Source organism: Enterobacter sp. 50588862, from assembly GCF_001462935.1.
GTDB classification, from domain to species: Bacteria; Pseudomonadota; Gammaproteobacteria; order Enterobacterales; family Enterobacteriaceae; genus Enterobacter; species Enterobacter bugandensis.
Genome location: NZ_LNHM01000028.1, coordinates 1 through 22,622 on the forward strand (window position 1 = coordinate 1; position 22,622 = coordinate 22,622).

At 58.6% G+C, this 22,622-nt stretch carries 22 protein-coding genes and 1 riboswitch; of the genes, 9 read left to right on the forward strand and 13 right to left on the reverse strand.

The features are described 5' to 3' along the window. Together APT89_RS12850 and yvcK are read right to left on the reverse strand one after the other, a co-directional pair. Positions 1–616 (reverse strand): DDE-type integrase/transposase/recombinase (locus APT89_RS12850; protein WP_446717759.1); only part of this gene is annotated, 616 nt, incomplete at its 3' end. Between the two features lie 134 nt (positions 617–750). Beyond that, positions 751–1,659, reverse strand: coding sequence for a uridine diphosphate-N-acetylglucosamine-binding protein YvcK (gene yvcK, locus APT89_RS12855; RefSeq protein WP_028012420.1), 909 nt, complete (start codon positions 1,657–1,659; stop codon positions 751–753). A 225-nt stretch (positions 1,660–1,884) separates the two neighbouring features. Next, positions 1,885–2,018, forward strand: a riboswitch (molybdenum cofactor riboswitch). Here yvcK and moaA point away from each other — a divergent pair. From moaA to APT89_RS12885, 6 genes are all read left to right on the forward strand, one after another. Continuing rightward, positions 2,006–2,995, forward strand: a complete 990-nt coding sequence (gene moaA, locus APT89_RS12860) for a GTP 3',8-cyclase MoaA (RefSeq protein ID WP_060572560.1) — start codon at positions 2,006–2,008, stop codon at positions 2,993–2,995. It overlaps the preceding riboswitch by 13 nt. Positions 2,996–3,019: 24 nt before the next feature. Continuing rightward, complete coding sequence (gene moaB / locus APT89_RS12865; protein ID WP_023292963.1) at positions 3,020–3,532, forward strand: molybdenum cofactor biosynthesis protein B; 513 nt, start codon at positions 3,020–3,022, stop codon at positions 3,530–3,532. Between the two features lie 3 nt (positions 3,533–3,535). Further along, on the forward strand, positions 3,536–4,021 hold the full coding sequence (gene moaC, locus APT89_RS12870; RefSeq protein ID WP_008501142.1) for a cyclic pyranopterin monophosphate synthase MoaC: 486 nt from the start codon (positions 3,536–3,538) through the stop codon (positions 4,019–4,021). Beyond that, a complete protein-coding gene (gene moaD / locus APT89_RS12875; RefSeq protein WP_041910730.1) occupies positions 4,014–4,259 on the forward strand; it encodes a molybdopterin synthase sulfur carrier subunit in 246 nt (81 codons plus the stop codon). Before moaC ends, moaD begins: the two co-directional genes overlap by 8 nt. Before the next feature lies 1 nt (position 4,260). Then, positions 4,261–4,713 (forward strand): molybdopterin synthase catalytic subunit MoaE, encoded by a 453-nt coding sequence (gene moaE / locus APT89_RS12880; protein ID WP_041910729.1) that lies wholly within the window; start codon positions 4,261–4,263, stop codon positions 4,711–4,713. 64 nt (positions 4,714–4,777) lie between these two features. Continuing rightward, positions 4,778–5,485 carry a Bax inhibitor-1/YccA family protein gene (locus APT89_RS12885; RefSeq protein ID WP_010428846.1) on the forward strand — a complete coding sequence of 236 codons (708 nt, stop codon included), beginning with the start codon at positions 4,778–4,780 and terminating at the stop codon, positions 5,483–5,485. Between the two features lie 105 nt (positions 5,486–5,590). Here the strand turns inward: APT89_RS12885 and APT89_RS12890 are convergent, their stop codons facing one another. Genes APT89_RS12890 through APT89_RS12900 form a run of 3 tightly spaced genes read right to left on the reverse strand, consistent with a single transcriptional unit; the run spans position 5,591 to position 8,549 of the window. After that, a complete protein-coding gene (locus APT89_RS12890; RefSeq protein WP_028012425.1) occupies positions 5,591–6,553 on the reverse strand; it encodes a lysylphosphatidylglycerol synthase domain-containing protein in 963 nt (320 codons plus the stop codon). Beyond that, positions 6,553–7,791 carry a cardiolipin synthase ClsB gene (gene clsB / locus APT89_RS12895; RefSeq protein ID WP_045259955.1) on the reverse strand — a complete coding sequence of 413 codons (1,239 nt, stop codon included), beginning with the start codon at positions 7,789–7,791 and terminating at the stop codon, positions 6,553–6,555. The genes APT89_RS12890 and clsB overlap by 1 nt, the downstream gene beginning before the upstream one ends. Next, on the reverse strand, positions 7,788–8,549 hold the full coding sequence (locus APT89_RS12900; RefSeq protein WP_041910727.1) for an endonuclease/exonuclease/phosphatase family protein: 762 nt from the start codon (positions 8,547–8,549) through the stop codon (positions 7,788–7,790). The genes clsB and APT89_RS12900 overlap by 4 nt, the downstream gene beginning before the upstream one ends. A gap of 133 nt (positions 8,550–8,682) precedes the next feature. Here APT89_RS12900 and APT89_RS12905 point away from each other — a divergent pair, with 133 nt between their 5' ends. After that, positions 8,683–9,093 carry a YbhQ family protein gene (locus APT89_RS12905; protein ID WP_028012428.1) on the forward strand — a complete coding sequence of 137 codons (411 nt, stop codon included), beginning with the start codon at positions 8,683–8,685 and terminating at the stop codon, positions 9,091–9,093. On the opposite strand, the gene APT89_RS12910 is transcribed toward APT89_RS12905, so the two are convergent. Genes APT89_RS12910 through cecR form a run of 5 tightly spaced genes read right to left on the reverse strand, consistent with a single transcriptional unit; the run spans position 9,055 to position 14,695 of the window. Next, a complete protein-coding gene (locus tag APT89_RS12910) occupies positions 9,055–10,161 on the reverse strand; it encodes an ABC transporter permease (protein ID WP_041910726.1) in 1,107 nt (368 codons plus the stop codon). The genes APT89_RS12905 and APT89_RS12910 overlap by 39 nt on opposite strands. Before the next feature lie 9 nt (positions 10,162–10,170). Then, a complete protein-coding gene (locus tag APT89_RS12915) occupies positions 10,171–11,304 on the reverse strand; it encodes an ABC transporter permease (RefSeq protein WP_028012430.1) in 1,134 nt (377 codons plus the stop codon). Next, on the reverse strand, positions 11,294–13,033 hold the full coding sequence (locus tag APT89_RS12920) for an ATP-binding cassette domain-containing protein (RefSeq protein ID WP_041910725.1): 1,740 nt from the start codon (positions 13,031–13,033) through the stop codon (positions 11,294–11,296). Before APT89_RS12920 ends, APT89_RS12915 begins: the two co-directional genes overlap by 11 nt. Continuing rightward, positions 13,026–14,021, reverse strand: a complete 996-nt coding sequence (gene hlyD, locus APT89_RS12925) for a secretion protein HlyD (protein ID WP_060572561.1) — start codon at positions 14,019–14,021, stop codon at positions 13,026–13,028. The genes APT89_RS12920 and hlyD overlap by 8 nt, the downstream gene beginning before the upstream one ends. Beyond that, positions 14,021–14,695 (reverse strand): transcriptional regulator CecR, encoded by a 675-nt coding sequence (gene cecR, locus APT89_RS12930; protein ID WP_060572562.1) that lies wholly within the window; start codon positions 14,693–14,695, stop codon positions 14,021–14,023. Before cecR ends, hlyD begins: the two co-directional genes overlap by 1 nt. 205 nt (positions 14,696–14,900) lie before the next feature. Between cecR and rhlE the strand changes: the two genes are divergently transcribed. Together rhlE and dinG are read left to right on the forward strand one after the other, a co-directional pair. After that, entirely contained in the window at positions 14,901–16,283 is a 1,383-nt protein-coding gene (gene rhlE / locus APT89_RS12935) for an ATP-dependent RNA helicase RhlE (RefSeq protein WP_028012434.1), read from the forward strand. A 97-nt stretch (positions 16,284–16,380) separates the two neighbouring features. After that, complete coding sequence (gene dinG, locus APT89_RS12940) at positions 16,381–18,558, forward strand: ATP-dependent DNA helicase DinG (protein WP_060572564.1); 2,178 nt, start codon at positions 16,381–16,383, stop codon at positions 18,556–18,558. On the opposite strand, the gene APT89_RS12945 is transcribed toward dinG, so the two are convergent. Genes APT89_RS12945 through APT89_RS12955 form a run of 3 tightly spaced genes read right to left on the reverse strand, consistent with a single transcriptional unit; the run spans position 18,545 to position 22,609 of the window. Further along, a complete protein-coding gene (locus APT89_RS12945; RefSeq protein WP_047362738.1) occupies positions 18,545–19,048 on the reverse strand; it encodes a fimbrial protein in 504 nt (167 codons plus the stop codon). The genes dinG and APT89_RS12945 overlap by 14 nt on opposite strands. Positions 19,049–19,053: 5 nt before the next feature. Beyond that, positions 19,054–20,043, reverse strand: a complete 990-nt coding sequence (locus tag APT89_RS12950; RefSeq protein ID WP_060572566.1) for a fimbrial protein — start codon at positions 20,041–20,043, stop codon at positions 19,054–19,056. A gap of 22 nt (positions 20,044–20,065) precedes the next feature. Then, the gene (locus APT89_RS12955; RefSeq protein WP_157846187.1) at positions 20,066–22,609 is read right to left on the reverse strand and encodes a fimbria/pilus outer membrane usher protein; all 2,544 of its coding nucleotides are present in this window, start codon (positions 22,607–22,609) and stop codon (positions 20,066–20,068) included. Positions 22,610–22,622 lie beyond the last annotated feature (13 nt).

Below are 22,622 nucleotides of genomic sequence, written 5' to 3' on the forward strand. Positions count from 1 at the left end.
AGCCGTTGTCCATCGTCATCCTGTCCGGCAGGCCGTAGCGTTCAAACACGCTGACCAGCTGCTGCTGCACGGTCTCGCGCCGTTCATCGGTACAGTGCGCCAGGCACAGGGAAAAACGGGAGTGGTCGTCCAGCAGGGTGAGCGGATGGCAGCGGCCACCGCCATAGGGAAAGTGGCCCTTAAAATCCATCTGCCAGAGCCGGTTCGGCGCGTCATGTTCGAAGCGTCCCGTAGCCGGAACGCCCGGTGATGCGCCCGGCAGCAGACCGTGACGGGCCATCAGGCTATGGACGGTGCTGAAGGCGGGCATACGGTCCCCCTGGTCTTCAAGCCAGCGCTTAATCTTGCGGGCGCCCCAGCGTTGATGACGGTCATGCGCCATGCGCAGCAGGGCCGTGATGTCGTCAGATGAGCGGTTCGGGGAATGATGAGGTGCGCGGGAGCGGTCCTGAAGATCGGAGGCACCTTCCTCAGCCCAGCGCTGAAGCCACTTGTAGCCGGTGGCAGGAGAAATGCCGAACTGACGGCAGAGGAAACGGATGTTCGCCCCGTCCTGCGAGGCGAACAGTACAAACTCGGTACGTAATGACATGGTATCTCTCGCATCCCAGGGCATAAGCGACTCCATAAACGGGTTCTTATGCCTCAGTTGTAAGTGTCTACCATGTCCCCGAACAAGTGTTCACTATGTCCCCGGACCGTACAGTGGGAGAGGGCTGGGGTGAGGGCATCAGGCCGCACAAAGCGAACCTAACCCAACGCCTGAATCGCTTTCTCCAGCGCCTCGCGCAGCAGGTGGCGGTCGTGACGATATTTAATATCGCTGGCTTCCAGCGGCTCCTGCACCACCACGCGATCGCCAATCCCTGTCACATCCACTTTTGGCCCAACCACGACACCGTCGATAATTTTCTTACCGACGTACTGCTCCATCAGGTCCAGCTTGTCCGCCAGCGACAGGCTCGCCGCTGCCGGGCTCAGCTCACGGCCCAGGTTACCGATATAGACCATCGGGGCAGGGGTGCGACGTAGCGCCTGCGCCAGCTCTTTTACCAGCAGAATGGGCATCAGGCTGGTATAAAAACTGCCTGGACCGATCAGGATAAGATCCGCTTCACCAATGGCCTCCACCGCTTCCCGCGTGGCGGGCACGCTCGGATAGGTCATCAACTCCGTTGGCGGCAGGAGGAGCTGGTCAATATTCACCTCGCCGTAAACTTCATGCCCTTCGGCATCGATTGCCATCAAGTCAACCGGTTGTTCAGACATGGGGATCAGGAATGCATCCACCTTGAGCAGATTACGGATTAAGTTGATGGCTTCCAGAGGCCTTACGCTCAGATGATCCAGCGCCTTTAACATCAGATTTCCGAGGTTATGCCCGGAAAGTTCGCCATTGCCGCCAAAACGGTACTCAAACATCGCCGACGCGACGCTCGGCTCGGTAATTAACTGGTTCAGGCAGTTGCGCATATCTCCCCAGGCAATGCCGCCTTCAGCCCGCCTGATCCGCCCGGTTGAGCCGCCGTTGTCGGTGGTTGTCACTATCCCTGTCAGCCGTGAGCCCAGTGACGACAAAGAGGACATGACGCGGCCCAGGCCGTGGCCTCCGCCAAGAGCGACCACTCGGTCAAGATCCGCAAAAGTGCGATTGCGCATACGTATTCCTTATCACGTTCGATCGCGTAACAGTAACCTAACTACCCCCAAAAGACGATGCCTCACCCAATGCAAAATGACGTATATCAATGCGAAAATGCGGTTTTTAGGTATTCTGTAGCGAAAATGCAGGACTGAATCGCTATATACATAATTATATAGCGAAAAGCGACAATGGCGGAGTGTCGATTTCCACGCTACTATCGCCATAACCACGTTTTCAAAACTGAAAACATACACTCTAGCCCTGGCGCCTGTGTCGAATGATATGGCGCCCTGGCCGTGGCGGATTTGCCACCAGGGTACAGAAAGAAATGACTGTGCCTCCCGATCTGGAAAGGTGTACATGGCTTCACAACTTACTGATGCTTTCGCGCGTAAGTTTTACTACTTGCGTCTGTCGATTACCGATGTGTGCAACTTCCGTTGCACCTACTGCCTGCCCGATGGCTACAAGCCGGGCAGCGTCACCAATAATGGCTTTCTCTCCGTGGATGAAGTGCGCCGCGTCACGCGTGCGTTCTCTGAGCTCGGTACCGAAAAAGTCCGTCTGACCGGTGGCGAACCCTCCCTGCGCCGCGATTTCCCCGACATCATTGCCGCCGTACGCGAAAACGAACGCATCCGCCAGATCGCGGTGACCACCAACGGTTACCGCATGGCGCGTGACGTGGCCAACTGGCGCGACGCTGGCTTAACCGCGATCAACGTCAGCGTGGACAGCCTTGATGCCCGGCAGTTTCACTCCATTACCGGTCAGGACAAGTTCCGCCAGGTGATGGACGGCATCGATGCGGCGTTTACCGCCGGGTTCGAAAAAGTCAAAGTCAACACGGTGCTGATGCGCGACGTAAACCACCATCAGCTGGACACCTTCCTGGCGTGGATTAAATCCCGTCCCATTCAACTGCGTTTTATCGAGCTGATGGAAACGGGCGAGGGCAGCGAGCTGTTCCGCCGTCACCATATTTCCGGCATGGTGTTGCGCGATGAGCTGCTGAAACGCGGCTGGATCCACCAGATCCGCCAGCGCAGCGACGGCCCGGCACAGGTCTTTTGTCACCCGGATTACGAAGGCGAAATTGGGCTGATCATGCCCTATGAGAAAGACTTCTGTGCCAGCTGCAACCGCCTGCGCGTCTCTTCCGTCGGCAAACTCCATCTCTGCCTGTTTGGCGACGGTGGCGTGGATCTTCGCGATCTGCTGGAAGACGATGCGCAGCAGGCCGCGCTTGAAGCGCGCATTTCTGAAGCGCTGACGCACAAAAAGCAGACCCACTTCCTGCATCAGGGCAATACCGGCATTACTCAGAACCTGTCCTACATCGGCGGGTAATCAGTCTTTAGAAGGAACCAGAAGATGAGTCAGGTCAGCGCAGAATTTATCCCGACACGCATTGCTATTCTTACCGTTTCCGACCGCCGTGGCGAAGAGGATGATACCTCCGGCCACTGGCTGCGCGAGGCGGCCCATGACGCGGGGCATCACATCGTCGATAAAGCGATCGTGAAGGAGAACCGCTACGCCATTCGCGCGCAGGTCTCTCAGTGGATCGCCAGCGATGAGGTGCAGGTGGTGCTGATCACCGGCGGCACCGGCTTTACCGCAGGCGATCAGGCGCCTGAAGCGCTGATCCCGCTGTTCGACCGCGAGGTGGAAGGCTTCGGCGAGGTGTTCCGCATGCTCTCCTTTGAAGAGATTGGCACCTCCACGCTGCAGTCGCGCGCGGTGGCCGGCGTGGCAAACAACACGCTGATTTTCGCCATGCCGGGCTCGACCAAAGCCTGCCGCACCGCATGGGAAAATATTATTGCCCCGCAGCTGGATGCCCGTACCCGTCCGTGTAATTTTCATCCCCATTTGAAGAAGTAAACTATGTCACAACTGACCCACATTAACGCCGCTGGCGAAGCGCATATGGTGGATGTCTCCGCCAAGGCCGAAACGGTGCGCGAGGCGCGTGCTGAGGCATTCGTCACCATGCTGCCTGAGACGCTGGCGATGATTATCGACGGCAGCCACCATAAGGGCGACGTCTTTGCCACCGCCCGCATCGCCGGTATTCAGGCTGCAAAACGGACCTGGGACCTCATCCCGCTCTGCCATCCGCTGATGCTGAGCAAGGTGGAAGTGAACCTGCAGGCGCAGCCGGAGCACAACCGCGTGCGTATTGAGTCCCTCTGCCGCTTAACCGGCAAAACCGGCGTGGAGATGGAAGCCCTGACGGCGGCCTCCGTCGCCGCGCTGACCATCTACGACATGTGCAAAGCGGTGCAGAAAGATATGGTGATTGGCCCGGTTCGTCTGCTGGCAAAAAGCGGCGGCAAATCCGGTGATTTTAAGGTGGACAGCCATGATTAAGGTGCTCTTTTTCGCCCAGGTGCGTGAGCTGGTTAATACCGACAGCCTGACGCTGGACGGCTCTTTTGAAAACGTCGCCGCCCTGCGCGCGCACCTGGCGGCACAAAGCGACCGCTGGGCGCTGGCGCTCGACGAAGGCAAGCTGCTGGCGGCCGTTAACCAGACGCTGGTGGAGTTCACCCACCCGCTGACTGAAGGGGATGAAGTGGCCTTCTTCCCGCCGGTCACAGGGGGCTAAGATGGCTGAAACCCGAATTCTGGTCGGTCCCGAGCGCTTTAACGTCGGTACAGAATATGACTGGCTGGCGGAGCGCGATGAAGACGGCGCGGTCGTTACTTTCACCGGTAAAGTGCGTAACCACAATCTCGGCGACAGCGTAAAAGCGCTGACGCTGGAGCACTATCCGGGCATGACGGAGAAATCGCTGGCGGCAATTGTGGATGAAGCGCGAGGCCGCTGGCCGCTCGGGCGGGTCACGGTGATCCACCGCATCGGCGAGATGTGGCCCGGCGAAGAGATTGTCTTTGTCGGCGTGACCAGCGCGCACCGCGGTAGCGCCTTTGCGGCAGGGGAGTTCATTATGGATTACCTCAAAACCAAAGCGCCGTTCTGGAAGCGCGAAGCCACGCCGGAAGGCGAGCGCTGGGTGGAATCTCGCGACAGCGATAAACAGGCCGCCAGCCGTTGGTAGTCGGTTTACGTGGATGTGTTACTCTTAACGTGTGTGTCTTCTTAACCTTAATCAGGAGTGAATCATGGACCGATTTCCGCGTTCCGATTCAATAGTACAGCAGACCCGTAGCGGCCTGCAGACGTATATGGCTCAGGTGTACGGCTGGATGACGGTCGGCCTGCTGCTTACCGCGTTTATTGCGTGGTATGCGGCGAACACGCCTGAACTGATGATGTTTATCTTCTCCAGCAAAATCACCTTCTTTGGGCTGATTATCGCGCAGCTTGCGCTGGTGTTTGTGCTTTCTGGCCTGGTACAAAAGCTGAGTGCCGGAATGGCGACCACGCTGTTTATGCTCTATTCGGCGCTGACCGGTTTGACGCTCTCCAGTATTTTCATCGTCTACACCTACTCCTCCATCGCCAGCACCTTCGTGGTGACCGGCGGGATGTTCGGCGTGATGAGCCTGTACGGTTACACCACCAAACGTGACTTGAGCGGCTTAGGTAATATGCTGTTTATGGGGTTGATCGGGATTGTGCTGGCATCGCTGGTGAACCTGTGGCTGAAGAGCGACGCGCTGATGTGGGCCGTGACCTATATCGGGGTGGTGGTCTTCGTTGGCTTGACGGCCTACGACACCCAGAAGCTGAAAAACATCGGCGAGCAGATCGACGTGCGCGACAGTTCAAACCTGCGCAAATACTCGATTCTGGGCGCGCTGACGCTCTATCTGGACTTCATCAACCTGTTCCTGATGCTGCTGCGGATTTTCGGCAACCGTCGCTGAGGTTGCTTTGCCGGGTGGCGGTGCGGTCTGGTGCCCTCACCCTGACCCTCTCCCACGGGAGAGGGAACAAACACTAAAAACGGCAACAAAGTTGCCGTTTTGCTTTTATTTCGCCATTGCCTTTTCATTTTTCGCCCGTAACTTTTTCGCCCGGCTCTCCAGCACCAGATAACAGACCGTTGCCAGCGCCAGCGGCAGGAAGTAATAGAGCATGCGGTAGGCGAGCAGGGCGGCAATAATCGTCCCCTGTGAAACATGTTCTCCGGCCAGCAGCGCGATAAACACCGCCTCCAGCACACCAATTCCCGCCGGAATATGCACGATAACCCCGGCGATACTGCTCACCAGCAGCACGCCCAGCACGAAGAAGTAGTTCACGTCCTCGCCAATCAACAGCCAGATGATCGCCCCCATCGCCATCCAGTTGGCGCTGGATACCGCCATCTGCAGCACCGCGAACTTCCATGACGGCAGTACCAGTTTCTGCCCTTTAATGGTCATATGGCGGCGTTTGGCAAAGGCGCAGGCCCACAGATACACGGCGATGATCAGCAGCAGCACGATGCCGAGAATGCGCAGCGTGGCCTCGTCGATATACCAGTGCGCGGGCAGCTGCACCACGCCGATGGTGAAAATCACCCCGCCCAGCAGAATGTACCCCAGCCAGTTGGTGGTGATACTCAGTGAGAAAATGCGGGTGATGGTGCCACCCGGTAATCCGAGACGCGAGTACAGGCGATAGCGCATGCCGATGCCGCCCACCCAGGTGCTCAGCGTCAGGTTGAAGGCGTAGCAGATAAACGACACCAGCATCACCTGACGTTTAGCCAGCTTGTGGCCGCAGTAGGCGCGACCGAGCAGGTCGTAGCAGCCGTACATCAGGTAGCTGACGATAACCAGCCCTACGGCACCCAGCAGCACCAGCCGGTTATAGTTGCGGATAACCTTCCACACCTCTTCCCAGTCCACTTTCTGCGCGTAGACCACCAGCAGTACCGCGACCGCGATAAAAAATACCCAGGTGAGGATTTTTTTCGCCAGCCGCCAGCGAGGATGAGATTTTGACATCAGGGTTTGCCTCCATCTTCCGCTTCAACGCGGTCCTGGGTTTCCATTTCAGGTTGTACCGGCGGATCAACCTGCGCCAGCTTCGGCGTATGCGCCGGCAGCCAGCCGACCATCGCCGGGAAGTGGCGCAGGAAGTGGAACACCACCACGCCGATGCCAACGTTCCACCAGCTCCGTTTCGGCACCATGGACTCATCCACCCGCACACAGTCCTTATGGATAAGTCCCTGAAGGTTATCCCGCAGGGTCTGGTTAAACTGACGGTCGTGGATGATCAGGTTCGCTTCCAGGTTAAGCGACAGGCTCAGCGGATCGAGGTTACTGGAGCCGACGGTTGCCCAGTGGTCATCCATGACGGCCACTTTGCCGTGCAGCGGGCGGCGGCGGTATTCATATATCTGCACGCCGCTTTTCACCAGGTAGCGGTAGAGCAGGCGCGCGCCCACCTTCACAATCGGCATATCCGGCTCGCCCTGCACAATCAGTTTAACGCTCACGCCGCGTCGGGCCGCGTTGCGCATGGCGTGCAGAATACGGTAGCCGGGGAAGAAATAGGCGTTGGCGATAATCACTTCGCGCTTCGCATTGGCCAGCATCTTCAGGTAATGACGTTCAATATCGTCCCGATGCTCCTCGTTGTCCCGCCAGACAAACAGCGCCTGCGCTTCGCCGGGCTTGCGGTTCTCTTCCGGGCGATGACGGCGTCGCCACCAGCGGCGAGCGGCCTCTTTACCGGGCAAGTTTTCCAGCACGAACAGCTGGATGTCCTGAACCACCGGTCCCTCAATGCGGATCGCGTAGTCCTGCTTGGCCTCCGGGCCGTAATCCGACATATGTTCGGCGGAGTAGTTAATGCCGCCCACGAACGCCACCGTTTCGTCCACTACGACGATTTTGCGGTGCATGCGGCGGAACAGGTTGGTGCGCATGCCGAACAGACGCGGACCGGGATCGTAGTAGCGGAACACCACGCCGGCGGCGGTGAGCTCGTTAACAAATTCATCACTAAGATCCGGCGAGCCATATCCATCGAGCAGGGCCTCGATTTTTATCCCGCGCCGGGCGGCATGCAGCAGTACGCTGTGCAGCTGCCTGCCAACGTCGTCTTCAAACCAGATAAACGTTTCAAGGTAGACTTTCTGCTGTGCGTGGCTAATCGCCTCAAAGACCGCCGGATAGAAGTTATCGCCGTTTTCCAGCAGCGTAATACGGTTACCTTCCTGCCAGGTGCATTTCATAAGTGGATCTCCGCGCTCAGCGGGGCATGGTCGGAAAGATGTCGCCAGTTCAGTAACGCCAGCGCCGTCGGGCTGCTGGCATGCGCATTTTTCACGTAGATGCGGTCCAGGCGCAGCAGGGGGAAGCGCACCGGAAACGTCCGTGCGGGACGACCATGTGCCCGGGTGAAAATTTCCTCCAGTCCCGCTTTGACCTTCAGCGGATGGTTGGCGCGCTGCCGCCAGTCGTTAAAATCCCCGGCGACCACCACGGGTTCGCCTTCCGGCAGCGCATTGGTCCAGTCCGCCAGCATCTGCAGCTGCGCCTGGCGGTGGGCTTCACGCAGTCCGAGGTGAACGCAGCCCACGTGAACCGGAACGTCAAGTTCCGGCGGCGTGATGCGGCAGTAAAGCAGCCCGCGCTTTTCGCTCTCCCCGACGGAAACGTCCCGGTTCTCATAATGTTCTATAGGAAAACGCGACAGCACCGCATTACCGTGATGGCCTTCCGGATAGACCGCGTTGCGGCCGTAAGCGTAATCGCTCCACATGGTGTCGGCCAGGAATTCATAGTGCGGCGTATCGGGCCAGTTTTCGAAATGCATGGGGTGTACCTCGTGCGCGCCCATCACCTCCTGCAGGCAGACAATGTCCGCGCTGACGGTGCGTACCGCGTCGCGCAGCTCCGGTAAAATGAAGCGGCGGTTAAATGCTGTGAAGCCCTTATGAATGTTTATCGTCAGCACCTTAAGCGAGAAATGCTGCGTTTTTTTGCTCATAAACACCTTCCTGGGTGACTATCCCGATGAAAATAAAGTGTAGTCGGCGTCACAAAAAGATGCGGCGTTACGGAATTTTCCGTAAAGTGCGGTAGTCTGATTAAGCAGAGAAAAATCCTTCAGGAGAGAAGCCATGAAGTGGCAACAACGTGTTCGTGTCGCAACGGGTTTGAGTTGCTGGCAGATAATGTTGCATTTACTGGTCGTGGCCGTACTGGTGATGGGCTTGATGAGCGGCACGCTGGTGCGTGTTGGCTTAGGGCTATGCGTCCTCTATGGCGTCACTGTGCTGTCGATGCTGTTCTTACAGCGCCACCATGACGCGCGCTGGCGCGAGGTGGGTGATGTGCTCGAAGAGCTCACCACCACCTGGTACTTTGGTGCCGCGATGATCGTGCTGTGGCTGCTGTCACGCGTGCTGCAAAACAACCTGCTGCTGGCCCTGGCGGGTCTGGCAATCCTTGCAGGGCCAGCGGTAGTGTCGCTGCTCACTAAAGAGAAAAAGCTACGCAATGTTGCGTCTAAACATCGCATAGGCCACTGACCCCGTCGTGGCCGCTATGACCAGTAGCGGCCACAAACTTCCCCAGACAATGTCCAGACTCGCATCCTTCAGATAGATCTGCTTGGTGATATCCGTAAAGTGTCGAATCGGGTTTATCCACGTTAAATCCTGCAGCCACACCGGCATGTTCTCGACGGGCGACACGTACCCGGAGAGCAGAATCGCCGGCATCATAAAGACGAATACCCCGATAAATGCCTGCTGCTGCGTGGAGCAGAGCGCTGAAATCAGCAGCCCAAACCCCACCAGCGACAGCCCGTAAATCACCATCGTGAAGTAAAACAGCGCCAGCGATCCGGCGAACGGGATCTCGTAGGCCCAAATTCCCACTCCCAGCACGATGGTGGCCTGGAAGGTGGCGACGATCAGCGCCGGTACCGCTTTGCCGACGAAAATCTGCCAGGTGGCGAGCGGGGAAACCAGCAGCTGATCCAGCGTGCCCTGTTCGCGCTCGCGGGCCACGGACAGGGAGGTCACGATCATCACCCCGATGGTGGTGATCATGGCGATCAGCGACGGCACCACAAACCACTTGTAGTCCAGATTCGGGTTGTACCAGTTGCGCACCACCAGCTCGCTGTTATTGGGCTTCGGTTTGCCCTCCATCAGCTCCTGCTGATACTCCTTCACTATCTGCTGCAGGTAGTTGGCCGCTATCTGGGCGCTGTTGGAGTTGCGCCCGTCGAGGATCAGCTGCATTGGCGCGGTCTGGAAGGTATCCAGATTGCGGGAGAAATCCGCCGGAAAACGCACCAGCAGCAGCGCTTTTTGCGTGTCGATAGTGGGCTGGATCTCCTGCGGGCTTTTCAGCAACAGGATGTGGGTAAAGGCCTTCGCCCGGGCAAAACGCTGCGTCAGCTCGACGGCGTGTTTGCCGTTGTCTTCATTATAAATGGCAATGGTGGCGTTAGTTACCTCAAGGGTGGCGGCAAACGGGAACAATAAAACCTGAAGCAGCACCGGCAGCACCAGAATGGCGCGGGTTTGCGGCTCGCGCAGCAGGGACTGCAGCTCTTTGCGGATCAATGTCCATAAGCGGTGAAACATGTGCGCTCCTTAATCCAGTCGCCGTTTGGTTTTCAGCCACGTCAACCCGATAAACATCACCGCCGACGCCAGCAAAAACAGGGTATTGATAATCAGCACCACCGGAATATTCCCCGCCAGGAACAGGCTTTGCAGCGTGCTCACGAAGTAGCGCGCCGGAATGATGTAGGTCACAGCGCGGATCACCGCAGGCATGCTGTCTATCTGGAAGATAAACCCGGAGAGCATAATCGATGGCAGGAAAGCGGCGTTGAGCGCCACCTGCGCGGCGTTAAACTGGTTGCGGGTGATGGTGGAAATTAACAGCCCCATCCCCAGGGTGCTGAGTAAAAACAGGCTGGTGATAAAGAACAGTACCACCAGCGAGCCGCGATACGGCACGCCAAGAATAAAGACCGCGACCAGCATGCAGAGCAGCATCGCCAGCATGCCGAGGAAGTAGTAGGGGATGAGCTTGCACAGCAGCAGCTCAACCCGCGTCACCTCGGTGGAGAGCAGCGCCTCCATAGTGCCGCGCTCCCACTCGCGGGCGATGACCAGCGAGGTGAGGATCGCGCCAATCACCGTCATAATGATGGTCACCGCCCCCGGAATAATAAAGTGCTGGCTGATGGCGGCGGGGTTAAACCAGTAGCGCGTCTGCACATCAATGAGCGGTTCAAACGTCTCGCCCCGGTCTTCGGCGCGCTGCATCTGCCAGAGCTGCCAGATCCCCTCCGCATAGCCCTGCACGAAGTTGGCTGTGTTCGGCTCGCTGCCGTCGGTAATCACCTGAATCGGCGCATCGGCGCCCGGGCGCGCCATGTTGGCGGCGAAATCCACCGGGATGACGATCAGGCCGCGAATTTTCCCGGCCTGCATTTTCTGAATCAGTTCCTGCCGGTTGTCGCTGACGGTGGCGTCAATGTAGGGTGAGCCGGTCATGGCATGGGTGAAGTCCAGCGCCTCTTCGCTCTGCTGCTCCAGCAAAATACCGACCCGCAGCTTGCTGGAGTCGAGGTTAATGCCGTAGCCAAAAATAAACAGCAGCAGCAGGGGGATCACCACCGCAATCAGCCAACTGCTGGGATCGCGCACGATCTGCCGCGTCTCTTTGATGCACAGGGCGCGCACCCGGCGCCAGGAAAGGGCGTTACTGCGCATGAGCATTCTCCTTATCCCAGTCGTGGATGAGGGTGATAAACGCCTGCTCCATGGTCGGGTCTGGCTGTGCGTCGTCGGCGGCCTGCGCTTTCAGGTCATCCGGCGTGCCGTGGGCAATCAGCTTGCCGCGATAGACCAGCCCGATGCGGTCGCAGTATTCCGCCTCATCCATAAAGTGGGTGGTGACCATCACGGTCACGCCTTTTTCCACCATGCTGTTGATGTGCAGCCAGAACTCGCGGCGGGTGAGGGGATCGACGCCTGACGTAGGTTCATCAAGAAACAGGATATCCGGCTCGTGCATCAACGAGCAGGCCAGCGCCAGACGCTGCTTAAAGCCGAGCGGCAGCTCGTCGGTGGCGTGGGACGCAATATTCGTTAACCCGAAGGCGTCGCTCATGCGGCGGATTTTTTCATTCTGCGCCCGCCCGCGCAGGCCGTACACGCCGGAGAAAAAGCGCAGATTCTGCTCGACCGTCAGGTTGCCGTACAGCGAGAACTTCTGCGCCATATAGCCGAGATGCTGGCGCGCCTTGCCGGAGCTGACTTTAAGATCCATGTCCAGCACCAGCGCCTTGCCGGACGTCGGAACCAGCAGGCCGCACATCATTTTAAAGGTGGTGGATTTTCCCGCGCCGTTCGGCCCGAGCAGGCCAAATATCTCGCCGCGCTTCACCGCAAAGTTGACGTTGTCGGTGGCGGCGAAGTCCCCGAATTTTTTGGTGAGCGATTTTGCTTCGATAACCGTTTCGCCCGGCGTGCCTTCCACCGTGTGCAGGATTGCGCCAAGGGGCGATTCCGATGTGCCTGCACCGCCCAGAAGATCGATAAACGCATCTTCAAAGCGCGGGGCGGTCTCGTCCATTTCAATCTCAGGCATGCCCGGCGCACGGCGAATATCGTCGACGGTGGCCTCTTTTTTGAGGATCACGCGCACCGAGCGGCCCTGAATCATCCCGTCGCTCACCTGCGGCAGCTTCAGCACCCGCTGCAGCAGCCTGCGGTTGGACTCCTGCGGGCTGTGCAGAAGAAAACTGCGCCCGGCCATGGTGTGCGTCAGCTCGGTCGGTTCGCCCTGATAGAGCAGTTCGCCCTCGTTCATCAGCAGCACGTCCCGGCACTGCTCCGCTTCGTCGAGGTAGGAGGTGCTCCAGAGGATCAGCATCCCGTCGCCCGCCAGCTCGTGCACCATCTGCCACAGCTCGCGGCGGGAGATCGGGTCCACGCCGACGCCGGGCTCATCGAGCAACAGCACCTTCGGCTCGCCCACCAGCGTACAGGCCAGCCCCAGCTTCTGCTTCATCCCGCCGGAAAGCTTGCCCGCCAGCCGGTCGGTGAACGGGCCGAGGGAGGTAAATTCGAGCAGTCGGGCAAAGGTTTTCTGCCGGGTTTCACCGGTGACGCTGCGCAGGTCGGCGTACAGATTGAGGTTCTCCATCACCGTTAAATCTTCGTACAGGCCAAACTTCTGCGGCATATAGCCGAGCATGGCGTGGAGCGCGCCGTCGTCTTTTATCGGGTCAAGGCCAAGCACGCTGGCCGAGCCTTCATCCGGCTTCAGCAGCCCCGCCAGCATCCGCATCAGCGTGGTTTTGCCCGCGCCGTCCGGGCCCACCAGTCCGGTCACGTAGCCTTTCTGAATGGTGCAGTTCAGCGGCGCGACCGCCGGTTTATCCATTCCGGGGAAGCGTTTGACCAGATTGTTGAGCTGGATAACCGCATCATTCATGTCGTTCCCCGTCGTTTAAGGTCACGGTAACAGGCATGCCCTGACGCAGCGCGTCGTCCGCGTCGGTGACGATGATGCGCAGACGGTACACGAGGTCGGTACGCAGATCCGGCGTTTCAACGGTTTTCGGCGTGAATTCGGCGGTAGGGGAGACAAAGCCCACTTTGCCGTGATACGGCTTGTCCGGGCTACCGTCGGTATAGAGCAGCAGCTCGCGGCCCGGCTGCATCTGGCCGAGATTCGGCTCATCAATGTAGGCCCGCACCCATACCGGACGGGTTAAGGACAGCGTCAAGACGGTGCTGCCCGCGCTGAGCATGCTGCCCGGCTCTACCGCGCGGGTCATCAGCGTGCCGTCAGACGGGGCGGTTAAGATAGTGTCGCGCAGATCCAGCTCCGCCTGGGCAAGCTGCGCCTGCGCCTGCTCGAGGCTGGCCTTCGCCTGGGCGATGTCCTGCTCGCGGTTACCGGAGCGGTACTGGCTTAATTTATCCTGCGCGGATTTCAGCGTCGCCTGCGCCTGGTCGCGGGATGACCGCGCGTTTTCCAGATCGTTGGCGGAAATGGTGCGGCTTTTCCACAGCCCTTGCTGGCGGTTATAGAAGTTCTGCGCGTAGTCGTAGGCGGCTTTGGCCTGCTTAACGGCGGCAGCGGCCTGGGCAATCTCCTCATCGCGATAGCCTGCCAGCATCAGGTCATACTGCGCCTGGGCGACGGAGACGCCGGCTTTTGCCTGCATCAGCGCGTTCTCAAAGGGGGCTTTATCCAGCACGCCCAGCGTCTGCCCGGCTTTGATGGCATCGCCTTCGTCAACGCTCAGCGAGGCGAGACGTCCGCCGACGCGGAAGCTCATATTCACCGTGCGAATATCCACGTTACCGTACAGCGTCAGGCCCCGATCCTGCTGGCTCTGATACCACAGCCAGCCACCGATTCCCGCGGCAAGCAAAACAACAACCACCAGAACGATGGCGACAGGTTTTTTCATCACTTCAGACTCCTTTGCGTTAAGCCTTGCAGGATCAGATCGAGATGACAGGTGATGACCTGGCTAATCTGCGCGGCTTTATCCTCATCGAATTGTGCCCAGCCCGTGCGTAACAGGATGGTTTCACGCCCCAGACGGAAGGCGAGAATTTCGCCCAGCAGGGCGTGGGTATGCAAAATGGTGTCGGTATCGCTGGCGTCCCGCCCGGTGAAGGCGGCAATCAGCCGGGTCAGATGGGTGTGCATCGGGGCAATCACCTGATCGTGTACCAGCTGATAAGCGGCAGTGGGGGAGAGCTGCTCGCGGGAGATAAATTTGCTCAGGTTGAGCGTATCGTCGTGCGTCAGCAGGCGGATCATATTGTGGCAGGCATTGAGAATAAGTTGCCTGATAGCGGTACGATCCGGCGTCGGCTGGCTCAGCAGCGCGGTGGCCTCCTCAACGTGCGGGCGAAAATTGTTGCCAATAAAATCGGCAATCCACTGGGCGCAGGCGAGGTATAAATCCTCTTTTGAGCCAAAATAGTAGGTAATGGCCGCAATGTTTTGCCCGGCCTGGGCGGCGATATCCCGCGTGGTGGCATGCAGGCCATACTCGCCAAACTGCGCCAGCGCGGCGGCGATAAGCTGGCTTTTGGCCTGTTCACCTTTGGTTGTCGTCGGTGTCGTATTCATGTCGGCATTAAAAATTAATCAATCGATTGATTAAAATTATACCTGAATCGCTAAATCGTCGAGGGATACGACAGGGATATTTTATGCGCCACGTCACAAAAGCTGCTACACTCCGCACCTTCGCGACATTGTGGTTTTTGTCCTTCTATTCGTGATATCTCCCTGAAAACTACACCTGTGATGGTCGGGGCGGTTCGGAGTTTTTATGTCTTTTGATTCCCTTGGCCTGAACCCGGAAATTCTGCGCGCGATCGCAGAGCAGGGCTACGTTGAGCCAACCCCTATCCAGCAGCAGGCTATTCCGGCCGTGCTTCAGGGCCGTGACCTGATGGCCAGCGCCCAGACCGGCACCGGTAAAACCGCGGGCTTTACCCTGCCGCTGTTAGAGCTGCTGGTAAAAAACCAGCCGCACGCCAAAGGCCGTCGTCCGGTGCGCGCGCTGATCCTCACCCCAACCCGCGAGCTGGCAGCCCAGATTGGCGAGAACGTGCGTGAGTACAGCCGCTATCTCAACATTCGCTCGCTGGTGGTTTTCGGTGGCGTGAGCATTAACCCGCAGATGATGAAGCTGCGCGGCGGCGTGGACGTGCTGGTGGCAACGCCGGGCCGTCTGCTGGATCTGGAACACCAGAACGCGGTTAAGCTCGACAGCATTGAAATTCTGGTGCTGGACGAAGCCGACCGCATGCTCGATATGGGCTTCATTCATGATATTCGTCGCGTGCTGGCGAAGCTGCCGCCGCGTCGCCAGAACCTGCTCTTCTCCGCGACCTTCTCCGATGAGATCAAGGCGCTGGCGGAAAAGCTGCTGCATAACCCGCTTGAAGTGGAAGTGGCGCGCCGCAACACCGCTTCCGAGCAGGTGACGCAGCACGTTCACTTTGTGGATAAAAAGCGCAAGCGGGAGCTGCTCTCCCAGATGATCGGTCAGGGCAACTGGCAGCAGGTGCTGGTCTTTACCCGCACCAAGCACGGCGCGAACCACCTGGCGGAACAGCTGAATAAAGACGGCATCCGCAGCGCGGCGATCCACGGTAACAAGAGCCAGGGCGCGCGTACCCGCGCGCTGGCGGACTTCAAGTCCGGCGACATCCGCGTGCTGGTGGCGACCGACATCGCTGCCCGTGGCCTCGATATTGAAGAGCTGCCGCACGTGGTGAACTACGAGCTGCCAAACGTCCCGGAAGATTACGTTCACCGTATCGGTCGTACCGGCCGTGCGGCAGCAACAGGTGAGGCGCTCTCTCTGGTCTGCGTGGACGAGCACAAGCTACTGCGCGACATCGAACGCCTGCTGAAGAAAGAGATCCCGCGCATCGAAACTCCGGGCTATGAAGTGGACCCGTCCATCAAAGCGGAGCCGATTCAGAACGGTCGTCAGGGTGGTGGTCGCGGTCAGGGCGGCGGTGGTCGCGGCCAGCAGCCGCGTCGTGCTGAAGGTGGCGCGCCGAAGTCATCCGGCAAACCGCCGCGTCGTAATAACGACGGCAAGCCGGCCGGTGAAAGCCCGTGGCGCAGCGGCGAAGGGAAACCGGCAGGCGAGGGGCAGCGCCGACGCCGCCCGCGCAAGCCTGCTAACCCGCAGTAATCTGGAAGCCCGGTCGTAAAGCCGGGCTTTTCTTTTTGCGACGGCGAAGAGAAAGTGCCACAATAGTGGCTGTTTATACAGTATTTCAGGTTTTCCAATGGCTTTAACCGCGGCGCTGAAAGCGCAAATAGGCGCCTGGTATAAGGCGCTTCAGCAGCAGATCCCCGATTTTATCCCCCGAGCGCCGCAGCGGCAGATGATTGCCGACGTGGCAAAAACGCTCGCCGGGGACGACGGGCGACATCTGGCGATTGAAGCCCCGACCGGCGTCGGGAAAACCCTGTCGTATCTCATTCCCGGCATCGCTATTGCGCGGGAAGAGGACAAAACGCTGGTGGTCAGCACTGCGAACGTGGCCTTGCAGGATCAGATCTTCAGCAAAGATTTGCCGCTGCTGCGCAAAATCATCCCCGATCTCCGCTTCACCGCCGCCTTTGGGCGCGGGCGCTACGTCTGTCCGCGTAACCTGGCAGGGCTTGCCAGCAGCGAGGCGTCGCAACAGGATCTGCTGGCGTTTCTCGACGACGATCTCACGCCAAACAACAAAGCCGAGCAGGAGCTCTGCGCAACGCTGAAAGGCGATCTCGATGGCTATAAATGGGATGGCCTGCGCGATCACACCGATAAAGCCATCAGCGACGATCTGTGGCGCAGGCTCAGCACCGACAAGGCCAGCTGCCTGAACCGCAACTGCCACTACTATCGCGAATGTCCGTTCTTCGTCGCGCGGCGCGAAATTCAGGAAGCCGAAGTGGTGGTGGCTAACCATGCCCTGGTAATGGCGGCGCTGGAGAGCGAAGCGGTGCTGCCGGAGCCGAAAAACCTGCTGCTGGTGCTCGACGAAGGCCACCATCTGCCCGACGTGGCGCGCGACGCGCTGGAGATGAGCGCAGAAATTACCGCGCCCTGGTTCCGCCTGCAGCTGGATCTCTTCTGCAAGCTGGTCGCCACCTGCATGGAGCAGTTCCGGCCAAAAACCACGCCGCCGCTCGCGGTGCCGGAGCGTCTGAGCGACCACTGTGAAGAGGTCTATAGCCTCATTTCCTCCCTGAACACCATCCTGAACCTCTATCTTCCTGCGGCCCAGGAGGCGGAACACCGCTTTGCGATGGGCGAACTGCCGGACGAGGTGATGGAGATTTGCCAGCAGCTGGCGAAGCATCTGGAAAAGCTGCGCGGGCTGGCGGAGATGTTCTTAAACGATCTCAGCGAGAAAACCGGCACCCATGACGTTGTTCGCCTGCACCGCATTCTGCTGCAGATGAACCGTGCGCTCGGAATGTTCGAAGCCCAGAGCAAGCTCTGGCGGCTGGCCTCGATGGCGCAGGCGTCGGGCGCGCCGGTCACCAAATGGGCCACCCGGGAAGTGCGGGACGGGCAGGTGCATCTCTTTTTCCACTGCGTGGGCATCCGCGTGGCCGATCAGCTGGAAAAGCTCATCTGGCGCAGCGTGCCGCACGTGGTCGTGACCTCCGCCACGCTGCGCTCCCTGAACAGCTTCTCGCGGCTGCAGGAGATGAGCGGCCTGAAAGAAAAAGCGGGCGATCGTTTTGTCGCGCTGGATTCGCCGTTCAACCACTGCGAGCAGGGCAAGCTGGTCATTCCGCGCATGAAATATGAGCCGCTTATCGACAACGAAGAGCAGCACATTGCGGAAATGGCGGCCTACTTCCGCGAGCAGGTGGAGAGCAGAAAGTACCCCGGCATGCTGGTGCTGTTTGCCAGCGGACGGGCGATGCAGCGTTTTCTGGAACATGTGACCGACCTGCGCCTGCTTCTGCTGGTCCAGGGCGACCAGCCCCGTTACCGGCTGGTGGAAACCCATCGCAAGCGCATCGATAACGGCGAGCGCAGCGTGCTGGTGGGGCTACAGTCCTTCGCGGAAGGGCTGGATTTGAAGGGGGATTACCTGACGCAGGTGCATATCCATAAGATCGCCTTCCCGCCTATCGACAGCCCGGTGGTGATCACCGAAGGCGAATGGCTGAAGAGCCTCAACCGCTATCCGTTTGAGGTGCAAAGCCTGCCTGCGGCGTCGTTTAACCTGATTCAGCAGGTCGGGCGCTTGATCCGTAGCCACGGATGCTGGGGCGAGGTGGTGATTTATGACAAACGTCTGCTCTCCAAAAACTACGGCCAGCGGCTGCTGAATGCGCTGCCGATCTTCCCGATCGAGCAGCCGGACGTGCCGGAAGTAAAAAAACGCCCGGCAAAACTGGCTGCCGGGCGTCGAAAAAGCCTCCGTGCTAAGGGGCGCGGTCCTACTGGTAAGTGAATGTCACCTGAATCACGCTGCTGAACGTACCCGCGCTCACCGGCATGGAGGTGGCGTAATAACGTGCGGAAAGCGGAAACGTCGCCGTGTGGTCACTCGGATTAATGGCGACGTTAAAGGCGGCCTGTGGGGCAATGAGTATCTTGTCCTGACGGTCAGCCAGCTCCAGCGCCAGCCCTTTCGCGCTGCCTATATTGGCAAATTTTGTCGGGTGCGCGCTGTCTGCCTGGCCGTAGAAATAGGCGGTGGCGAGGGCAAGCGTGGCCGGACAATGCGACACCGAAAGGGAAAAGTCTTTCCACTCGCCGGTATCGCCTACATCTTTAAAATTGCCCGACACCGCCTGACCTAAATCTACCGTCAGGTTGCGGCTGGCACTGTCTACGACGCAAGTATTAGCGTAAATATTACCCGTCATCTGGATCTGGATATCATCCGCGTTAGCGTACGATGTCAGACCCAACAGCAGAATTATCAGTATTTTTTTCATGGCAGTTATTTATAGGCGAGAGTGAGGGTGGCGACCGTGTTCGCCGGGCCAGGGAGAACCTCCGGTTGCGTTTGCATGTAACGAACCTGGAACGGGATCTCCAGCGTTTCATTGGCTTCTGCCGGGCGCTGGGTGCTGACGTAGTTGTCGAAGGTGGCGATGTTGCCGTCAAACAGCATCCTGACGCCCACCCCTTTTGCCGCTCCGCTCTCGGGGGTCAGTTTTATCACCCCTTCAAATCCCTCTTCGTACCCGTTCGCACTGGTGATCTTCACTTCCGGCTGTACGGTAGTATTACAGTTCACGCTAACGTTGAATTCCTGAGCAGGTTGTGAGAGCGTGCCCACGCCAATAAAGTCGCTCACCGGGAAATCGCCCAGGTCGATGGTGAGGTTTTTTGGCAGCACAGAACATGTGACGGTTTGCAGGTTGATGTTTCCGGCGTAAGCGATATGGTTTGGCGAGCCGATCCCTTCATGGCCGAAGACGCCGATGCCAAACTCAGTTTGCGACTGCACCAGCGTACCGGACGTCACTTCGCTACTGGTTTTAACCAGTTCCAGCGTCACATCAAAATTGAAGGACAGTTGCCCGTCATCAGAGACATAGCCAATGGGCATGGCGCGCGAGTCGCACTGCACGCCACCGGCTCCGCTGATGCGTTGCCCTTTGTCGTTCATCAGCGCGATACCGATACCAGGAACACCGGAATCATAGACACCTTTCATGCCGGGGATTTCCGCACCGGTACCGTAATAGCAGGCGACGATTTCCAGCCCGCTGTCGATGGATTGATCGCAGTGCCCCGCAACATGCGCAGTCTGTTCCGTGCCGGGAATGGTTTCGCCCACCGCAAGCGTGGTCGGAACTGAAATCGAGGCGACGTTAATCATCTTCGGCATATCCGGCGTGGAACAGGTGGCCTTTGCGTGCGGCATAAATAACGCGGCGGTTCCCAGAACCAGTACAAAAAAGCATTGTTTCATCATGTTCATAATCGTTAGCCTGAACGGTGGATCAGTGACACTGCGCGGCAGCGTTAATGATGCTGGTTTTCTCTTTCTCATCCGTTAGTACATAGTCAGCGACGCAGTGCTCGCTCGCTTCCTGTCCCCAGGAGACGGTGAGATGCCCTTGCTGCGGTAGACCTGAGAGGTAGGTCTGGCCGCCACTGCCCACGATAAACTCGCTGTCCTTATCGTCGGTGGTCACCGTTGCGCCAAAGGGCAGCGGTTTCCCGTTTTGCGTGAGCACCATCAGTACCCGGTTCCCCACGCGGGTGTTAAAGCTGGCGCGCACCACGGCCCCGCGAGTTGGGGTGACGACCTGCGCGGCGTGGGTGACGTCGGCATTGTCCGACAGCGTTTCGGTATCCAGCGCAATGGTGTTGTGGCGATACGCGGTCACATACGGGACAACGGTGTAGCCGCGGAAGTCGGTTTCAACGCCGGTCTGGTTAGTGATGTGCGTCCCGTGCGTGCCCGGCGCTTTCACCAGCGCGATGGTCTCACCGAGCGGCTGGCTCAGGGTGATGCCGTTCGCATGGGCAACCACGCCGCCCTGCAGGCCGACGTTCACGGTCTGCTGATATTTGTCCTGGCTGACGCCGCCGCTCAGTTCGCCGTACGTTGCTTTGTAATCGGCATTGAGGCTGGTGGAGTTGCCGCTGCCGGTACTGCTCACCCCCTCCTGAATATTCCAGTTGAGGTTATCTTCTTTCAGCGCCGTACCGTTCAGACCGATATTCTGCGTGGTGCCATCTTTGGTGTTGTTCAGGTTGTAGGTGGCCCAGGTGTTATGCATCCAGTGGTCCAGCGGCACCGAGACGCTCAGCGCGAACTGGTTGTCGTTCGTCACCTCATTGCCGTCTTCGTCGCTGTCGCGGGTGTTTTTGTTCATGCTGTAGCTGAGGCTGTAGCTCACGCCGTGCCAGCTGTTGTTGTAGCTGACGCTCACCGAGGTCATGTCCTGGCTCTGGGTCCAGTAGGTCTCTTTCACCAGGCTCAGGGTTAGGGAACCCCAGCCTTCCGGCAGCGTCTGGTCGACGGTGGCTTCGGTACGGGCGCGGCGCTGCTGCGGTTCAGACCAGTCGTCAGAGCGGGTATACGACTCCATGGTGTCTTCCAGGGTGTAAAACCCTTTGCTGTTATAGCGGTAGCCGGCCAGCGAGAAGTTAGTGCCTGACTGGGCGATATCTTTGCTGTAGCGCACGCGCCACGACTGGCCTTTGCTGGCCTGCTGTTTTTTCAGCAGGGCTTTGGCGCGAGTAACGTCAATGGAGAAGGCGCCTAAATCGCCCATGTTTTTCCCGACGCCCACCGCCTGAGACTGATAATGGCTGCTCTGCTGAACGCCGCTGTAGGCGGTGATACCGTAGGGTAAACCGTAGATGGCGCTGCCCTGGGCAAACGGGGTCTTTTCGACATCGTTGTCATAGGAACGATAACGCCCGGCAGTCACGCTGTAGCGCAGGTTTTTTTCACGCTGCAAGACCGGCACGGAGGCAAACGGCACGACAAAATGGCTTTCGCTGCCGTCGGTTTCTTTCACGGTGACCTGGAGATCGCCGCTGCTGCCGGTGGGGTAGAGATCGTTAATTTCGAACGCGCCGGGGGCGACCGTGTTCTGATAAATGACGTAGCCGTTCTGGCGAACCACCACCAGCGCGTTGCTGTGTGCCGTGCCGCGGATAATCGGCGCATAGCCTTTCTCGCTGTCTGGCAGCATGTCGCTGTCGGATTTCAGCTCCACCCCGGTGTAGGGAACGCTGTCAAACACGTCGGCAGGGGATGAGCTCTGGCCGACGGTGATGTCGCTTTTCATTGCCACGATATCGCGCTGCGCATAGGTATAAACGGAGGTGAATTTCTGCTCCTCCTCATGGCCCGTGGTGCTGCGATTCCAGGTGGAATAGTTGCGAATGCGCCATGCGCCAACGTTCAGGCCTGGGCGCAGGTTTACGTACTGGCTGCTGTTATCCTGCTCACCGTGCTGTCGCGCGCGGCTGTGGCTGGCATTGGCGCTGTAATTAAGCAGGCCCGCAGTGATCCCTTCGTCAAACTCTTTCGGGTCAATGTAACCGCGAGGCACCTGGCCCAGCGCCGTTTGAGGGATGCTCATCAGCAGCTGCTGGTTGCGAACGCGAAAGGTGGCGGATGCCGCAGGAATGACATGTAAATCAGCACACTGGCCTTTGGCCATTAGCTGCGGAAATCTTTTGGTTTTGATGCCGAGGCTTTTTAATTCCTCAAGGCTAAAGCAAGGCTGCAGCGTGCTGTTGCCCTGCGAATCTTTCTGAAGCGTAAAGGTCACGTTGCGGGTATCAATTTTATTATTATTGATAAATACCGCGACCTCATATTTCCCCGGCGCCTGACCTGGCCCTTTTTCATAGATGGACAAATCGGTTTTACCCTGCCGGGGATTATCAATATCCAGCAGGGCAGGGTTAAAATAATCATCAGCCATAACCTGCTGCGCAAAGATCGCCATTGCCAGGCCACAGAGAATGACCAGCAATGAAGAAAATCGGCAGGTGAACGGCTTTTTATGGCTGTACATAATTATTTTATTA

What these genes read in the sequence shown, in the direction of transcription:
- dinG (WP_060572564.1), top strand. Translation starts at nt 16,381, where the DNA reads ATGGCTTTAACCGCGGCGCTGAAAGCGCAAATAGGCGCCTGGTATAAG.
- APT89_RS12905 (WP_028012428.1), top strand. Translation starts at nt 8,683, where the DNA reads ATGAAGTGGCAACAACGTGTTCGTGTCGCAACGGGTTTGAGTTGCTGG.
- APT89_RS12920 (WP_041910725.1), bottom strand. Translation starts at nt 13,033, where the DNA reads ATGAATGATGCGGTTATCCAGCTCAACAATCTGGTCAAACGCTTCCCC.
- yvcK (WP_028012420.1), bottom strand. Translation starts at nt 1,659, where the DNA reads ATGCGCAATCGCACTTTTGCGGATCTTGACCGAGTGGTCGCTCTTGGC.
- APT89_RS12955 (WP_157846187.1), bottom strand. Translation starts at nt 22,609, where the DNA reads ATGTACAGCCATAAAAAGCCGTTCACCTGCCGATTTTCTTCATTGCTG.
- APT89_RS12945 (WP_047362738.1), bottom strand. Translation starts at nt 19,048, where the DNA reads ATGAAAAAAATACTGATAATTCTGCTGTTGGGTCTGACATCGTACGCT.
- moaC (WP_008501142.1), top strand. Translation starts at nt 3,536, where the DNA reads ATGTCACAACTGACCCACATTAACGCCGCTGGCGAAGCGCATATGGTG.
- cecR (WP_060572562.1), bottom strand. Translation starts at nt 14,695, where the DNA reads ATGAATACGACACCGACGACAACCAAAGGTGAACAGGCCAAAAGCCAG.
- APT89_RS12910 (WP_041910726.1), bottom strand. Translation starts at nt 10,161, where the DNA reads ATGTTTCACCGCTTATGGACATTGATCCGCAAAGAGCTGCAGTCCCTG.
- clsB (WP_045259955.1), bottom strand. Translation starts at nt 7,791, where the DNA reads ATGAAATGCACCTGGCAGGAAGGTAACCGTATTACGCTGCTGGAAAAC.
- APT89_RS12900 (WP_041910727.1), bottom strand. Translation starts at nt 8,549, where the DNA reads ATGAGCAAAAAAACGCAGCATTTCTCGCTTAAGGTGCTGACGATAAAC.
- APT89_RS12890 (WP_028012425.1), bottom strand. Translation starts at nt 6,553, where the DNA reads ATGTCAAAATCTCATCCTCGCTGGCGGCTGGCGAAAAAAATCCTCACC.
- rhlE (WP_028012434.1), top strand. Translation starts at nt 14,901, where the DNA reads ATGTCTTTTGATTCCCTTGGCCTGAACCCGGAAATTCTGCGCGCGATC.
- moaD (WP_041910730.1), top strand. Translation starts at nt 4,014, where the DNA reads ATGATTAAGGTGCTCTTTTTCGCCCAGGTGCGTGAGCTGGTTAATACC.
- hlyD (WP_060572561.1), bottom strand. Translation starts at nt 14,021, where the DNA reads ATGAAAAAACCTGTCGCCATCGTTCTGGTGGTTGTTGTTTTGCTTGCC.
- APT89_RS12915 (WP_028012430.1), bottom strand. Translation starts at nt 11,304, where the DNA reads ATGCGCAGTAACGCCCTTTCCTGGCGCCGGGTGCGCGCCCTGTGCATC.
- moaB (WP_023292963.1), top strand. Translation starts at nt 3,020, where the DNA reads ATGAGTCAGGTCAGCGCAGAATTTATCCCGACACGCATTGCTATTCTT.
- moaA (WP_060572560.1), top strand. Translation starts at nt 2,006, where the DNA reads ATGGCTTCACAACTTACTGATGCTTTCGCGCGTAAGTTTTACTACTTG.
- APT89_RS12950 (WP_060572566.1), bottom strand. Translation starts at nt 20,043, where the DNA reads ATGAACATGATGAAACAATGCTTTTTTGTACTGGTTCTGGGAACCGCC.
- moaE (WP_041910729.1), top strand. Translation starts at nt 4,261, where the DNA reads ATGGCTGAAACCCGAATTCTGGTCGGTCCCGAGCGCTTTAACGTCGGT.
- APT89_RS12885 (WP_010428846.1), top strand. Translation starts at nt 4,778, where the DNA reads ATGGACCGATTTCCGCGTTCCGATTCAATAGTACAGCAGACCCGTAGC.